This window comes from Streptomyces sp. NPDC016845 (genome assembly GCF_044332585.1).
Lineage (GTDB): Bacteria > Actinomycetota > Actinomycetes > Streptomycetales > Streptomycetaceae > Streptomyces.
This window is the reverse complement of record NZ_JBIRPI010000016.1, coordinates 138,180-151,969: the sequence shown is the minus strand read 5'-3', so window position 1 is coordinate 151,969 and position 13,790 is coordinate 138,180. Positions and strand designations below refer to the sequence as shown.

Sequence of the window (13,790 nt, the reverse complement as noted above, 5' to 3'; positions counted from 1 at the left end):
TTCAGCGGGTGGCGGCCTGCTTCAGCCGGCCTTCTTCTCCAGCTGGAACGCCTCGTTGCCCAGGCCGATCCTGGCGTGCGCCTGCGGATTGCGGGAGCGCAGGACCAGGCTGTAGGCGACGCCGACGACCGCGGCGAGGGCGATGATGCCGGGCAGCAGCCAGTTGAGGGCGGAGCCGGAGCCGGAGCCGACCAGGACGTCGAAGTCCTTGATCGTGTAACCGGCGATGACGAGCAGGGCGAGGCCCGCGATGCCGGAGGCCACCAGGCGCCAGGCCTGCGCGCCCGCCGCGCCGCGCTTCACGAAGAAGACGATGACGGCGAGGGACGCCGTGGCCATCAGCAGGATGACGCCGAGCGCGCCGACGTTGCCGCCCCACGTGAACAGGTGCAGGACCGGGGCGGTCGGGTCGCCCGCCGGGCCGTCGTCGGCGACGGCGAAGCAGACGACGACGATCAGCGAGATCACGGACTGCAGGACCGAGCCGGTGCCGGGCGCGCCGGTGCCGCTGTTGGTGCGGCCGAAGCGGGCCGGGAGCAGACCCTCGCGGCCCATGGCGAACGCGTACCGGGCCACCACGTTGTGGAAGCTGAGCAGCGCCGCGAACATGCCGGTGACGAAGAGGACGTGGACGACGTCGGTGAACGTGCCACCGAGCCGGTCCTCGGTCAGGCCGAACAGCAGGCCCGCCGACTGCTTCTGCGCCTCGCCGACGATGCCCCCGGGGCCGGTGGCCACGGTCAGCGCCCAGGAGCTGAAGGCGAAGAAGACGGCGACGCCGCCCACCGCCATGAACATGACGCGGGGCACGAGGATGTGCGGGCGGCTGGTCTCCTCCGCGTAGACCGGCGCCTGCTCGAAGCCGGTGAACGCGGCGATGCAGAAGCACAGGGCGGTGCCGAGGCCGACGCCGGAGAGCGTGGAAGGGTTGAAGGCGTGCATCGACAGGCCCTCGCGGCCCGGGTCGCCGAGCGCCGCGATGTCGAAGACGACCACGACGGCGACCTCGAGGAGCAGCAGGACGCCGAGCACCTTCGCGTTGACGTCGATCTTCAGCAGGGCGAGGACGCCGACCGCGACGACGGCCACGAGCGCCGGTATCCACCAGGCGAGTTCGACGTCGAGGTACTGCTGGAAGAGACCGGCGACCTCGAAGCCGAAGATGCCGAAGATCCCGACCTGGAGCACGCTGTAGGCGACGAGCGCGACCAGGGCCGCCGCCGCGCCGGTGGTCGGGCCGAGGCCGCGGGAGATGTACGCGTAGAAGGCGCCCGCGTTGTGCACGTGGCGGCTCATCTCGGCGTAGCCGACGCTGAAGAGGGTCAGGACGACGCCCAGGATCAGGAAGAGCAGGGGCATGCCGACCACGCCCATGACGGCGAACGTCGTCGGCATCACGCCCGCGACCACCATCAGCGGGCCGGTCGCGGCGAGCACGGAGAGCAGCAGCCCGGCCGTGCCGAGCCGTCCGGCGCGCAGCGCGCTCTCCTCGCCCAGATACGTGCTGATGCCCGGCTCGGCCGCCACGGCTCTGTCGCTCGTGCTCGAACTGCCCGTCGTCATCGCGGGGTTGTCCTCTCTGGTCGTCTGGGCCGTCTGGTTGTCTAGGCCGCGCCGAGCGCGGCGTCGCGCGCGGCGTGGAACGCTTCGTACGGGTCCCGGTCCGGGTAGGACCAGGGCGCCGGTGTGAGGTGCGTGCCGATGCGGTGGAAGAGGGCGGCGGCCTCGGCGGGCCGGCCCTCGCAGTACTTGGCGTGGGCCAGGAAGTTGAGGTCGATACGGCCGCGCGGGTGGGCCGCGCCGGCCCGGTCGTGCGGGTCGCCCCACTCCAGCCACCAGTCGAACGCGGCCTTCATGACGACGCGGGCCCGCCGCCCCGTCCAGTGCCCGGACGCCTTCGGCTCGGGCGGCTCGACGCCCGCCTTGGCGAGGACGCGGTAGCGCTCGGCGTGCGCGATCACCGGGAGCACCGCCAACGGCGAGTCGGACGGGGCCTGTTCGGCGGCCCAGGACGCGAAGTCGTACACCTCGTGCAGCGGGTCCTGGCCCGCGGCGGCGCGCCGCTCGGCGAGCCTGGCCACCATCAGGTGGTGCGCGTGGTGGTGGACGGGGTGGCGCAGGCGCACCTCGTCGAAGAGGCGTACGACGTCCTCCTCGCGGCCCAACTCGCGTTCCAGGAGCAGCAGTCCGAGCCAGGGCGTCGGATCGCGCGGCACCAGGGCGGCGGCTTCCCGGCAGGCGGCGCGGGCCTTGTCGGGATGGCCCTTTCCGGCCACGGCGCGGTACACGGCGGCGCAGGCGAGCAGGACGGCGGCGTCGGTGGACTCGGGTTCGGCGAGGCGCCAGTCGCGGACCCAGGCGGCGGCGGTGGGCTCCTGCGCGAGCCCCGTCACGCGGTGGCCCCGGCGGTCCCAGTCCTCGCCGGTGCCGGCGAGCAGCGTCCGCGCCTCGGTCCAGCGGCCCTGGGCGAGAGCGCCGCGGGCGGCGATGAGCGCGGTGTCGTCGAGCGCGGGGTCGAAGGAGTGCGCGGCCTTCTTCCGGGGGCGCCCGAGCGGAGGCGGGGGTGGGGACACCGCGGCGGTACCTCTACGACTTCTGCTACGACTGCTCTGCTGGGTCTGTTCTGCTGGGTCTGTTCTGCTGGGTCTGTTCTGCTGGGTCTGTTCGGCCACGACGGTTCGGCTGGGTCTGTTCGGCTGGGAACTCTTCAGCCATGGAGCGGCGTACGCGCGGCGGCGACGCGACACTGCGTGGCCCCCGCACGAATGATCACGCACAGCAAACCGGCAGGGGAACCTCCGCGTCAAGGGTGATCCGGTGACGAACTTGATCAACTCGGCCGTTCACCGGCCGAGTTCGGGTGCCTTGGGTGCCATTTGGGGCACTCGTCGTGGGGCGGGGTGCGCCGGAGGGCGCTATCGTCGGCGGATAACCACTCCTGCCCGAGTCTCCTGCCCGAATCGCAGCCGTCCGAGGTGCGCAGCGTGTCGGTTCTCGTACTCGTCCTCGCCGTGAGCGCGGCGTTCTGCCTGGGCATCGGCTTCGTCCTCCAGCAGAACGCGGCCCAGCACGCCCCGCTCGGCGACTTCCTCTCCCCCCGGCTGCTGGTCGACCTGATCCGGGTGCCGCGCTGGCTCGCCGGCATCGGGTTCATGATCTGCGGCATGGCGCTGGGCGCTGTCGCGCTCGGGCGGGGCGAGGTGACGCTGGTCGAGCCGCTTCTCGCGACGAACCTGCTCTTCGCGCTCGTCCTCTCGCGCCGCCAGACGAGACAGCCGCTCGGGCGGCAGGGCTGGGCCGGGCTTCTGCTCCTCGCGGGCGGCGTGACGGCGTTCATCGTGGCGGGGCAGCCGCGCGGCGGCGACGCGGTCACGGATCCCCTGCGGCACTGGCTGATCATCGGCCTCATGGTCGGCGGCGCCCTGTTCCTCGCCGCGCTCGCCAAACGGTCCCGGCTGAGCGCGGCGCCCGCGCTGCTCGCCGTCGCGGCGGGGCTTCTGTACGGGTTGCAGGACGCCCTGACCCGCGTCTCCGGGCAGCGGTTCGGCGCGGACGGGTGGTCCGGGCTGCTCACCTCCTGGCAGCCGTACGCCGTGTTCGCCCTCGGGGTGACGGGGCTCGTCCTCGTCCAGAGCGCCTTCGAGACGGCGCCGCTACGGATGTCGCTCCCCGCGCTGACCGCGGCGCAGCCCCTTGCCGGGATCGTGTGCGGGGTGGGGTTTCTCGGGGATCAGCTGCGCATGGACGCGGGGGCACTGGCGTGGCAGGCGGTGGGGTTGGCCGGGGTCGTGGTGGGGGTGGTTCTGCTGGGGCTGCACCCGGCCATGCCAGGCGCTGCCGCGCGGGACCGGGATCAGATGCGGAGCGGGGCGTAAGGGGCTGCACGGCCCGCACCACCGCCGGGCGCGGCTCGCACCGTGGCGCGCTCCTGAGTGCGTCGCCGACTGCACCCTTCGTCGTGGCTGGTCGCGCCGTTCCCCGCGCCCCTGGAGCATGCGGCTGCGCCGCTGCTCCATGAGGGCGCGTGTCGCGCGCGCCTGAGATGGCGCACGCAGTGCGCATCTCGGGGGCGCGGGGAACTGCGCGACCGGCCACGACGAGAGCCGCGCGTAGCAACGCACCCAGGAGGGACGGCGGCGCAGCCGCCTCTCCAGGGGCGCGGGGAACTGCGCGACCGGCCACGACGCAACCCGCACCCGATGGGCGCTCGATTAGCCTCGCGGTATGAGCTCCGCTGAGGAAATTGTGGACATCGTCGACGAAGAGGACCGTGTCATCGGGCAGGCCCCGCGCGGGGAGGCGTACCGGCAGGGACTGCGGCACCGGACCGCGTTCATCCTGGCCCGCGACCCGGAGGGCAATGTCTTCGTACACCGGCGCACCACCACCAAACTCGTGTTCCCGGGTCGGTACGACATGTTCGTCGGCGGAGTCGTCGGCACGGGCGAGAGCTACGACGAGGCCGCGCTGCGGGAGGCCGAGGAGGAGCTGGGGGTGAGCGGGCTCCCGGCGCCGAGGCCGCTGTTCAAGTTCCTGTACGACGGCCGCGCGGACGGTACCGGCGGCTCCTGGTGGTCGTACGTCTACGACGTGACCTGCGCACTGCCCGTGCGGCCACAGGCCGAGGAGATCGACTGGTACACGTTCCTGAGCCCGGCGGAGCTGGAGCGGCGCCTCGACGCGTGGCCGTGGACGCCGGACAGCCTGGCGGCGTACGAGCGGCTCAGGGCCCGCGCGTGACCCCCGGGTAAGGTCGTGCCAGTGATCGAATTCGTGCGCAACGTCCGCCTCTGGTTCGCCCCGGAGCGGATCAGGGACGACGGGGACACCCCCGACTACCGCTTCTCGCTGGCCAACGAGCGCACGTTCCTGGCGTGGGTGCGCACAGCCCTCGCGCTGATCGGCGGCGGCTTCGCCGTCGACCAGTTCCTGCCGGACCTGCGCTGGGCGTGGCGCGTCGGCCTGGCGCTGGCGCTGCTGGCCGCCGGGGTTCTCTGCTCCCTGCGGGCGGTGAGCCACTGGGTGCGGTGCGAGCGGGCGATACGGCGGGGCGAGGATCTGCCGGTGTCACGGTTCCCGGCGGTGCTGAGCCTGGTGGTGGCGCTGGTCGCGATCGCGATGGTCGTCGTGGTGATCGTGGGCTGGGAAGGGTGAGCGGGGCGGACGCACCCGTGCGCGACCCCGGACTGCAGCCGGCCAGGACCCGGCTCGCTTGGCGGCGTACGACGCTGTCCTGCACGGTCGCGGCGGTGCTCGCGACGAAGACCGTGCTGCACGGCGGTATCGGCCCGCTCGGCATCGTGGCGGCGGCGTTGTGCCTTCTGGTCTGGCTGGGCTTCCTCGCCGTGGCCCATCGCCGGATCACCGCGCTCGCCCTGCACGAGGCGGCGCCCCCGCCCCTGTCCCGGCGGGGCGCGACGATGGCGGCGTTGTGCACGGTCGCCCTGGCGGTGTTCGCGGCGGCCCTGGTGGTGTGAGCCGGGCCACGAGCCAGGCACTCCGCCGGGGCCACGAGCCAGGCACTCTGCCGGAGGGAAGGCACCCTGCGGTCCGCGCCGCCCCGGGGGCACCGTTGGCGCTGTCACGTTCCCCTCAGCCACTGGACGACATACCGACTGGTCGGCATGATGATGGTCATCGCTTTTCCATGCCCCTCACTCACCCCATCGGACCTCCGGAGGACCTCGATGAGTCACCCCCCTGGCCTCGACCTCGACCAGCTGCGCGGCCACCTCGACCGTGAGCGGCCCGGCCTGGTCGGCGGTCCGCTGTCCGGGCGGCTCATCGAGGGCGGACGCTCCAACCTGACGTACGAGGTCACCGACGGCGCCGCGAAGTGGGTGGTCAGGCGGCCACCGCTCGGGCACGTCCTGGCCACCGCGCACGACATGAAGCGCGAGCACCGGGTGATCGCGGGGCTGCACCCGACCGCCGTACCGGTCCCTGAGCCGCTGCTCCTGTGCGAGGACACGGAGGTGCTCGGGGCCCCGTTCTACGTCATGGAGTTCGTGGCGGGCACGCCGTACCGGACCTCCGAGGAGCTGGCGCCGCTCGGGCCCGAGCGGACCAGGGCCGTCGTGCTCGGACTCGTGGACACGCTCGTCGACCTGCACGCGGTGGACCCGGCCGAGGTGGGCCTCGCCGGCTTCGGGCGCCCGGAGGGCTTCCTCGACCGGCAGCTGCGCCGCTGGGGCAAGCAGCTCGACGCCTCCCGCAACCGCGACCTCGCCGGCATCGACGAGCTGCACGCCGCGCTCGGCCGCGCCCTGCCCGCCTCCCCCGCGCCGACGATCGTGCACGGCGACTACCGCCTCGACAACGTCCTGGTCCGCCAGGACGGGACGGACGGCGTCGACCGCATCAAGGCGGTCCTCGACTGGGAGATGTCCACGCTCGGCGACCCGCTCACCGACCTCGGCCTCCTCGTCATGTACAGCGCCAGACTGGAGCTGCCGGACTCGCCCATCTCCACGACCGCCTCGGCCCCTGGTCACCCGGCACCGGCCGAGCTGATCGAGCGGTACGCCGCGCGCTCGGGGCGCGACGTCTCCGCCGTCGCCTGGTACACGGCCTTCGCCTGGTTCAAGCTCGCCGTGATCCTCGAGGGCATCCACTACCGCTACACGCTCGGCCAGACCGTCGGCGCGGGCTTCGACCGGATCGGCGAGCTGGTCCCGGTCTTCATCGAGCACGGCCTCACCACCCTCCAGGACCTTCAGGAAGGCTGAACCACACATGGACTTCGCATTCGACGCCCGTACGCAGGAACTGCGGGAGCGCCTCCTCGCCTTCATGGACTCGCACGTCCACCCGGCCGAGGCCGTCGCCGCTGAGCAGCGCGCCGCGCTCGACTCGCCGTGGCAGACGCCCGCCGTGGTCGAGGAGCTGAAGGCCGAGGCCCGTAAGCAGGGCCTGTGGAACCTCTTCCTCCCCGACGCCGAGCACGGCGCCGGTCTCACCAACCTCCAGTACGCGCCGCTCGCCGAGATCACCGGCCGCTCCCCGCAGCTCGCGCCGACCGCGCTCAACTGCGCCGCGCCCGACACCGGCAACATGGAGGTGCTCGCCCAGTTCGGCTCCGAGGCCCAGCGGAAGCAGTGGCTGGAGCCGCTGCTGGCCGGGGAGATCCGCTCCGCGTTCGCGATGACGGAGCCGGAGGTCGCCTCCTCCGACGCCACCAACATCACCACGCACATCGAGCGCGACGGCGACGACTACGTCATCACCGGCCGCAAGTTCTACATCTCCGGTGCCATGAACCCGGACTGCAAGATCTTCATCGTCATGGGCAAGACCGACCCCGACGGCCCCGACATCCGCCGCCAGCAGTCCATGGTGCTCGTGCCGCGCGACACCCCGGGCGTCGAGGTCCGCCGGGCCATGACGGTCTACGGCTTCGAGGATCACTGGCACGGCGGCCACGCCGAGGTCGTCTTCGACCACGCGCGCGTGCCCGTCACGAACCTGATCGGCGAGGAGGGCGGCGGCTTCGGCATCGCGCAGGCGCGGCTCGGCCCCGGCCGCATCCACCACTGCATGCGCCTCATCGGCATGGCCGAGCGCGCCATCGAGCTGATGTGCAAGCGGGCCGTCTCCCGCACCGCCTTCGGCAAGCCGCTCGCCCAGCAGGGCGTCGTCCAGGAGTGGATCGCGGACGCGCGCGTGGCCGTCGAGCAGTTGCGCCTCCTGGTCCTCAAGACGGCGTGGCTCATGGACACCGTCGGCAACCGCGGCGCCCACACCGAGATCCAGTCCATCAAGATCGCCACCCCGCGCACGGTCGTCGACATCATCGACAAGGCGGTGCAGTTGTACGGGGCCGGGGGCGTGTCGCAGGACTATCCGCTGGCGGAACTCTGGGCCGGGGCGCGGACGCTGCGCTTGGCTGACGGGCCGGACGAGGTGCATCAGCGTTCTCTCGCCCGGCGGGAGCTGAAGCGGTACGTCTAGTCCCGTCGCCGGGTGCGGGTGCGGGTGCGGGTGCGTTGTGGCTGGTCGCGCAGGTACCCGCGCCCCTGGGGTCAGTATCCGCCGGCGCCTGTGTGATCCATCAGGGCCAGTTCGCGCAGGAAGCAGCGCAGGCGCAGGAGTCGGCGGGACGCCATCCGCACGACGAGGGGCACCGTCGGCGCGTAGGAAGTGGTCCAGAGCAGGGGTACGCGGTCCATGGACAGCAGCCTCGTGCCGGGCCACCTCCCCGGTCCAACAGATCGTTTCGCTCGGTCGTATCCATAGAATAGATGGGTGGAGATACGTCAGCTGCGCCACTTCGTGGCCGTCGTGAACGAGGGCGGTTTCACCGCGGCGGCCCGCGCCGAACTCATCGTGCAGTCCGCGCTCAGCACGTCGGTCCGCAACCTGGAACGCGAGCTGGGCGCGGAGCTGTTCGACCGTACGGGGCGCCGCGTCGTGCTCACCGAGGCGGGCCGCGCGCTGCTCCCCCGGGCCCGGCAGCTGCTCGCCGGGGCAACGGCGGCGAAGGAGGCGGTCGCGCAGGTCTCCGGGCTCGGCGCGGGGCGCGTCGCGATCGGCACCATCCAGACGTTGACCTGCGTCGATCTGGCGGCCGAACTCGCCGCGTTCCACCGGGAGCTGCCCGGCATCCAGGTCTCCGTACGGGAGGCGCCCGTGGCGGAGCTGATCGAGGGGCTCCGGGCCGGGGAGCTGGACCTCGCCTTTCTCGCGCCGGACGCGCGTGAACTGCCCGACGGACTCGCCTCGTTCGGCACCTGGCAGGAGGACCTCGTCCTGGTCACCGCCCCGGGGCATCCGCTGGCCCGCGCCGGACGCACCCTCATCAAGGACCTCGCCGACGAGCCGTTCATCGACTTCCGCGCCGGTACGGGCCTGGAGACGGCCGTGCGCCGCCTGGCCGCGCACTGCGGCCTGGAGCGGCGCATCACCTGTGACGTGACCCAGATCGGGCTGCTCGTGGAGCTCGTTCGGGCCGGGATCGGGGTGGCGTTCGTGCCGCGCCGGATCGGTGAGGCGGCGGGCCTGCCCTGCGTGACCATCCGGCAGCCGGAGCCGGGCCGGGCGGTGGTGCTCGCCGGGCGGGCGCCCCGGCCGCGCAATCCGGCGGCCGGGGCGCTGCTCAAGCGGCTTACGGGCGGCCTTACGGACGCAGCGCCCGGAGCAGCAGGTCCGCCAGCTGGTCGGCGAGCTGCTGCGGGGTGAGCGGCCCGTCGGGGCGGTACCACGTGGAGAGGTGGTGGACCGAGCCGAAGTGGTAGTCGACGACGAGGTCCGCCGGGGTCTCCGCGGAGAAGACGCCGGCCTTCTGGCCCTCCTCGATCAGCGCCCGGAACCGTTCGTGGTAGCGCCGGCGCTCGGCCCGTACCTGCTTGTTCTTCTCGGGGCTGAGGTGGTGCATCGAGCGGAAGAAGATCGACGCGTCGTCGAGGTTGTCGATCGTCGTCACCACGACGTCCGCCGCCGCCTCGCGCAGGCGCTGCTCGACGGGCTCGTCACGGTCGGCGAACGCGTCGAGCCGCTCCTGCTGGAGGCGGAGCACGCGCGCGTACACCTCGTGCAGGAGATCGTCCTTGGAACCGAAGTAGTGGTAGAGGGCGCCCTTGGTGACGCCCGCCGCCTCCACGATCTCCTGCACCGACGTACGGTCGTAGCCGCGCTCGGCGAACAGCCGGGTGGCGGCCGCGAGGAGTCGTTGCGGAACGGGCGTGCCGTCGCCGTCCGTCGTCGTCCTGGGCACTGCCGCCACCTGCCTTTCTCGTCCTTCGCCGGTCACGGGGAAGGGTGACCGGTCACACCGCGGGAGAACGCAGTTCCCGCCGGAGGATCTTCCCACTCGCCGTCTTGGGCAGCTCGCGCAGGACCTCCACCTCGCGCGGGTACTTGTACGCGGCAAGACGTTCCTCGCAGTACGCGGACAGCTCCTCGGAGGTGGCGTCGGCGCCGGGGCGCAGGCTCACGTACGCCTTGACGCTCTCGCCGCGGTAGGCGTCCGGGACGCCGACGACGGCCGCCTCGCGCACGGCGGGGTGCGTGTAGAGGACGTCCTCGACCTCGCGGGGCCAGACCTTGAAGCCGGACGCGTTGATCATGTCCTTCTTGCGGTCGACGACGTAGAGCCAGCCGCTCTCGTCCATGAAGCCGATGTCGCCGGTCCGCAGTTCGCCGTCGGGGAAGGCCTCGGCGGTGGCGTCGGGGCGGCGCCAGTAGCCGGGCACGACCTGCGGGCCGCGCACCGCTATCTCGCCCTGCTCGCCGAAGGGCACCTCGTTGCCGAGGTCGTCGAGGATGCGGACGACGGACTCGGGGCCCGGCACGCCGACCGCGAGGGTGCCGGACACCTCGTCGACGGGCGCCTCGACGCCGGGCGGTACGGACGCGCAGGGCGCGGTGCACTCGGTGAGCCCGTAGCCGTTGTGGATGTACGGGCCGAAGGCGGCGCGGAACTTCTCCACCAGCGCGGGCGGCACCGGCGCCCCGCCCGACGAGATCGAGACGAACGAGGCGAAGTGCTCGCGGGTCGCCTGCGGCTGGGCGCCGAGCGCCATGAACGCGGTGGACGGGCCGACCGTGTAGGCGGGCCGGTGCTCGGCGAACGCGTCGAGGACGACACCCGGCTCGAAGCGGTAGGCGAGCGCGAGCGTGCCGGTGTTGGCGAAGCTCGCGACGAGTTCGCAGACCATGCCGGTGATGTGGAACAGCGGCGCGAGCGCGAAGTACGTGGCGCCCTCGTCGATGCCGAGGCCGGTGCGCTGCCGCTCCGCGTTGTACATGATGTTGCGGTGCAGGTTGGTGGCGCCCTTGGGGGTGCCGCTCGTACCGGACGTGTAGCTGATCAGGGCGATGTCGTCGGCGGCAGGCAGCCGGTCCGCGGGCGCCGGGTGGCCCTTGCGGGCGACGGTCACCAGGTCGTCGGCGTCCTCGGCCGCCGGGGTCACCCGGTCGAACTTCAGGACCCGCTCGTCGTTCCGCGTCTGGAGGTCGAGTTCGCAGGCGGTGAGCGCGATGCGGACGGGCGAGTCCGCGGCGGTCTCGCGCAGGTACGCCTCCCAGGCGCGGTCCGTACAGACCAGACCGGTCACCTCGGCGTCGTGCAGCACGTGCCCGACCTCGCCCGACTTGTACATCGGGTTGACCGGGACGACGACCGCGCCCGCCTTGAACGCGCCGAGCAGCGCGAGCACGAAGTGCGGGCTGTTCTGCAGCATGATCGCGACCCGGTCGCCGCGCTCCAGGCCCTTGGCGGCGAGATGTCCGGCCACCGAGTCCGACAGGGCGTCGGCCTCCGCGTAGGAGAGGCGGCCGTCGAAGTAGGCGAGGGCGGTGCGGTCGGGGGCGCGGCGCACAGCCTCGGCGAACGCGTGGACGAGGGTGGCGGCCGGGTCGACCGGGGCCTTCTGCGCGTCGCTGAGGACACCGAGCCACGGCCGGGCCGCATAGATCGAGTCGGTCGTCACGTCCGTCACGTCCGTCACTGGGTGGCCTCCCACTTCTGCTGGATGCGGTTCATGTTGGTGAGCCAGCGCTCGGGGACGGCGGCGCGGGCCGCGTAGTACTCGGCGACCTCGGGGTGCGGCAGGATCAGGAAGCGGTCCTCCTCGATCCCCGTGAACAGCGCCTGCGCGACGTCCTCGGGCTCGATGGCGGTCGGCGCGAGGACCAGCTCGCCCGCGGTTCCGGCCGCCGTGAGCATGTCGGTGCGCACGCCCTGCGGGCAGATCGCGTGGACCTTGATCCCGCGGTGCCGGTACGTGAGCGACAGCCACTCGGCGAAGGCGTACGCGCCGTGCTTGGTAACGCTGTACGGGGCGGCGCCGACCATGGTGAGCAGGCCGGCGGCGGAGACGGTGGAGACGAAGCGGCCGCTGCCGCGCTCCAGCCAGTCGGGGATCAGCGCGTGTGCGGCGCGGACGTGCGCCATGACGTTGACGTCCCAGGCCAGGGCCCACACCTGCTCGTCGGCGGCCTCGGTGCCGCCGGAGGCGAGCCCGGCGTTGGCGCAGTAGACGTCGACGGTGCCGCCGAGCGCGGCGCGGGCGTCGTCGATGATCGCGGAGGCGTCGCCGGGTACGGCCGTCGCGCCGATCTCGTCGGCGACCTTGCCGGCCTTGTCGGCGTCCAGGTCGTTGACGACGACACGGGCTCCGGCGGCGGCGAACCGGCGGGCGAGCGCGGCGCCGATGCCGCCGCCCGCGCCGGTCACGACGATCCCCTGGCCTTGCAGACTCTCCACCATCGGTCTCCTTCGACACGACTTCGGCACGCCGCGGAACGGCTCGGTTGCCTCAGCAGACTAACCAGTCGGTATGTCGCGGGGGAAGGGGTTCCCTCAGGTGATCCGCGTGCGCTTCGTTCCCCGTCGTCGATCCGGGCGTTAGCGTGCATGGGCATGCCAGTTCCGCTGATGCCGATACTGATGCCGATGCCGGAGGTTTTTGCATGAACGTGTCGAGACGGTTGCTGCTCGCGGTGAGCGCGGGGGCGGTGGGCGCGGCCGGCGGGCCGCTCGCCGTGGCCGGGACGGCGAGCGCCGCCCCCTCGGGCGGCGGGCACCGCCTGCGGACCGGTTTCGACCGGCTCCGGGCGGACGGCTACCGGCTGCTCGACGGCGAACGGGTCGGCATCGTCACCAACCCGACCGGCGTCACGCGCGACGTCCAGCACATCGTCGACGTCATGCACCCCGACGACCGCGTGGAGCTCGTCGCGGTGTTCGGCCCCGAGCACGGCTTCCGCGGTACCGCCCAGGCGGGCGGTTCGGAGGGCCGCTACGACGACCCGGCGACCGGACTCCCCGTCTACGACACGTACTTGAAGAGCGGGCAGGCGCTGGCCGACATCTTCACCGCGTCCGGCGTCGACACGGTCGTCTTCGACATCCAGGACGTGGGCGCCCGCTTCTACACGTACATCTGGACGCTGTACGACTGCATGGAGGCGGCGCAGCTCGCGGGGAAGCGGTTCGTGGTCCTGGACCGCCCGAACCCGGTGACGGGCCGGAACGCCTACGGCCCGATCCTGCACAAGGAGTTCGCCACGTTCGTCGGCCGCCGGGAGATCTCGCAGGCCCACGGCATGACGGTCACGGAGCTGGCCCGCCTGTTCAACGCCGAGTACCTGGCCCACCCCGTCGAGCTGGCGACCGTGGCGATGTCGGGCTGGCGACGCGACGACTTCTACGACGCCTCAGGGCTCCCCTGGGTGCCGCCGAGCCCCAACATGCCGACCCCGGACACGGCGCTCGTCTACTCCGGCACCTGCCTCTTCGAGGGCACGAACCTCTCCGAGGGCCGTGGCACCACCCGCCCCTTCGAACTCCTCGGCGCCGACGGCATCGACGGCCGCTGGGCCGCGAAGGCGAACGAGGAGAACCTGCCCGGCGTGAAGTTCAGGGAGGCGTACTTCGCCCCGACGTTCTCCAAGTTCCAGGGCAGGACGATCGGCGGCGTACAACTCCACGTCGACGACAGGAAGACCTTCGACCCGGTCCGCACCGGCATCGCCCTCCTCGTCACGGCGAAGGCGGCATGGCCCGGCTTCGCCTGGCGCCCCGACAACTGGATCGACAAGCTGACGGGCTCCACCCAGGTCCGCACGATGATCGACGCGGGCGCGACCACGGACGAGGTGGTGGCTGCGTGGCAGGACGAGCTGCGCACGTTCCGCAGAACCCGCGCGAAGTATCTGACGTACAAATAGTCGCCGCCAGGGGCGCGGGGAACTGCGCGCGCAACCACGACGCACCCGCACGCGGCGGGATCTCACCACCCGAGACGGCGCATCCCACCCATTGACTGCAAGATACAGCTACCGCAAAA

14 protein-coding genes are annotated in these 13,790 nt (G+C 72.2%); 8 read left to right on the top strand and 6 right to left on the bottom strand.

The window, feature by feature from the left end:
- Positions 1–21: 21 nt before the first annotated feature.
- On the bottom strand, positions 22–1,563 hold the full coding sequence (locus tag ACH4RC_RS29835) for an APC family permease (protein WP_398206406.1): 1,542 nt from the start codon (positions 1,561–1,563) through the stop codon (positions 22–24).
- Between the two features lie 41 nt (positions 1,564–1,604).
- A complete protein-coding gene (locus ACH4RC_RS29830) occupies positions 1,605–2,573 on the bottom strand; it encodes a hypothetical protein (protein ID WP_398206404.1) in 969 nt (322 codons plus the stop codon).
- 411 nt (positions 2,574–2,984) lie between these two features.
- Here ACH4RC_RS29830 and ACH4RC_RS29825 point away from each other — a divergent pair, with 411 nt between their 5' ends.
- From ACH4RC_RS29825 to ACH4RC_RS29800, 6 genes are all read left to right on the top strand, one after another.
- A complete protein-coding gene (locus tag ACH4RC_RS29825) occupies positions 2,985–3,875 on the top strand; it encodes a DMT family transporter (RefSeq protein ID WP_398206402.1) in 891 nt (296 codons plus the stop codon).
- A 349-nt stretch (positions 3,876–4,224) separates the two neighbouring features.
- Complete coding sequence (locus ACH4RC_RS29820; RefSeq protein ID WP_398206400.1) at positions 4,225–4,740, top strand: NUDIX hydrolase; 516 nt, start codon at positions 4,225–4,227, stop codon at positions 4,738–4,740.
- 21 nt (positions 4,741–4,761) lie between these two features.
- Positions 4,762–5,154 (top strand): YidH family protein, encoded by a 393-nt coding sequence (locus ACH4RC_RS29815; RefSeq protein ID WP_398206398.1) that lies wholly within the window; start codon positions 4,762–4,764, stop codon positions 5,152–5,154.
- 17 nt (positions 5,155–5,171) lie between these two features.
- Positions 5,172–5,477: a DUF202 domain-containing protein gene (locus tag ACH4RC_RS29810; RefSeq protein WP_398206396.1), complete on the top strand. Its 306-nt coding sequence runs from the start codon at positions 5,172–5,174 to the stop codon at positions 5,475–5,477.
- Between the two features lie 210 nt (positions 5,478–5,687).
- Positions 5,688–6,728, top strand: a complete 1,041-nt coding sequence (locus ACH4RC_RS29805) for a phosphotransferase family protein (RefSeq protein ID WP_398206394.1) — start codon at positions 5,688–5,690, stop codon at positions 6,726–6,728.
- Positions 6,729–6,735: 7 nt separating this feature from the next.
- Complete coding sequence (locus ACH4RC_RS29800; protein ID WP_398206392.1) at positions 6,736–7,950, top strand: acyl-CoA dehydrogenase family protein; 1,215 nt, start codon at positions 6,736–6,738, stop codon at positions 7,948–7,950.
- Between the two features lie 71 nt (positions 7,951–8,021).
- On the opposite strand, the gene ACH4RC_RS29795 is transcribed toward ACH4RC_RS29800, so the two are convergent.
- On the bottom strand, positions 8,022–8,168 hold the full coding sequence (locus ACH4RC_RS29795; protein WP_398206390.1) for a hypothetical protein: 147 nt from the start codon (positions 8,166–8,168) through the stop codon (positions 8,022–8,024).
- A 76-nt stretch (positions 8,169–8,244) separates the two neighbouring features.
- Here ACH4RC_RS29795 and ACH4RC_RS29790 point away from each other — a divergent pair, with 76 nt between their 5' ends.
- Entirely contained in the window at positions 8,245–9,177 is a 933-nt protein-coding gene (locus tag ACH4RC_RS29790; protein WP_398206388.1) for a LysR family transcriptional regulator, read from the top strand.
- Here ACH4RC_RS29790 and ACH4RC_RS29785 read toward each other — a convergent pair.
- Genes ACH4RC_RS29785 through ACH4RC_RS29775 form a run of 3 tightly spaced genes read right to left on the bottom strand, consistent with a single transcriptional unit; the run spans position 9,116 to position 12,208 of the window.
- Positions 9,116–9,712 carry a TetR/AcrR family transcriptional regulator gene (locus ACH4RC_RS29785; protein ID WP_398206386.1) on the bottom strand — a complete coding sequence of 199 codons (597 nt, stop codon included), beginning with the start codon at positions 9,710–9,712 and terminating at the stop codon, positions 9,116–9,118. The genes ACH4RC_RS29790 and ACH4RC_RS29785 overlap by 62 nt on opposite strands.
- 52 nt (positions 9,713–9,764) lie before the next feature.
- Entirely contained in the window at positions 9,765–11,447 is a 1,683-nt protein-coding gene (locus ACH4RC_RS29780; protein WP_398206384.1) for a class I adenylate-forming enzyme family protein, read from the bottom strand.
- Positions 11,444–12,208: an SDR family oxidoreductase gene (locus ACH4RC_RS29775; RefSeq protein ID WP_398206382.1), complete on the bottom strand. Its 765-nt coding sequence runs from the start codon at positions 12,206–12,208 to the stop codon at positions 11,444–11,446. The genes ACH4RC_RS29780 and ACH4RC_RS29775 overlap by 4 nt, the downstream gene beginning before the upstream one ends.
- 203 nt (positions 12,209–12,411) lie before the next feature.
- On the opposite strand from ACH4RC_RS29775, the gene ACH4RC_RS29770 reads away from it, so the two are divergent.
- Positions 12,412–13,671: an exo-beta-N-acetylmuramidase NamZ domain-containing protein gene (locus ACH4RC_RS29770; RefSeq protein ID WP_398206380.1), complete on the top strand. Its 1,260-nt coding sequence runs from the start codon at positions 12,412–12,414 to the stop codon at positions 13,669–13,671.
- The last annotated feature ends 119 nt before the right edge of the window (positions 13,672–13,790 follow it).

Bases quoted from the DNA above. Each gene is read 5' to 3' on its own strand.
- ACH4RC_RS29800 (WP_398206392.1), top strand. From the start codon at position 6,736: ATGGACTTCGCATTCGACGCCCGTACGCAGGAACTGCGGGAGCGCCTC.
- ACH4RC_RS29820 (WP_398206400.1), top strand. From the start codon at position 4,225: ATGAGCTCCGCTGAGGAAATTGTGGACATCGTCGACGAAGAGGACCGT.
- ACH4RC_RS29775 (WP_398206382.1), bottom strand. From the start codon at position 12,208: ATGGTGGAGAGTCTGCAAGGCCAGGGGATCGTCGTGACCGGCGCGGGC.
- ACH4RC_RS29835 (WP_398206406.1), bottom strand. From the start codon at position 1,563: ATGACGACGGGCAGTTCGAGCACGAGCGACAGAGCCGTGGCGGCCGAG.
- ACH4RC_RS29795 (WP_398206390.1), bottom strand. From the start codon at position 8,168: ATGGACCGCGTACCCCTGCTCTGGACCACTTCCTACGCGCCGACGGTG.
- ACH4RC_RS29770 (WP_398206380.1), top strand. From the start codon at position 12,412: ATGAACGTGTCGAGACGGTTGCTGCTCGCGGTGAGCGCGGGGGCGGTG.
- ACH4RC_RS29805 (WP_398206394.1), top strand. From the start codon at position 5,688: ATGAGTCACCCCCCTGGCCTCGACCTCGACCAGCTGCGCGGCCACCTC.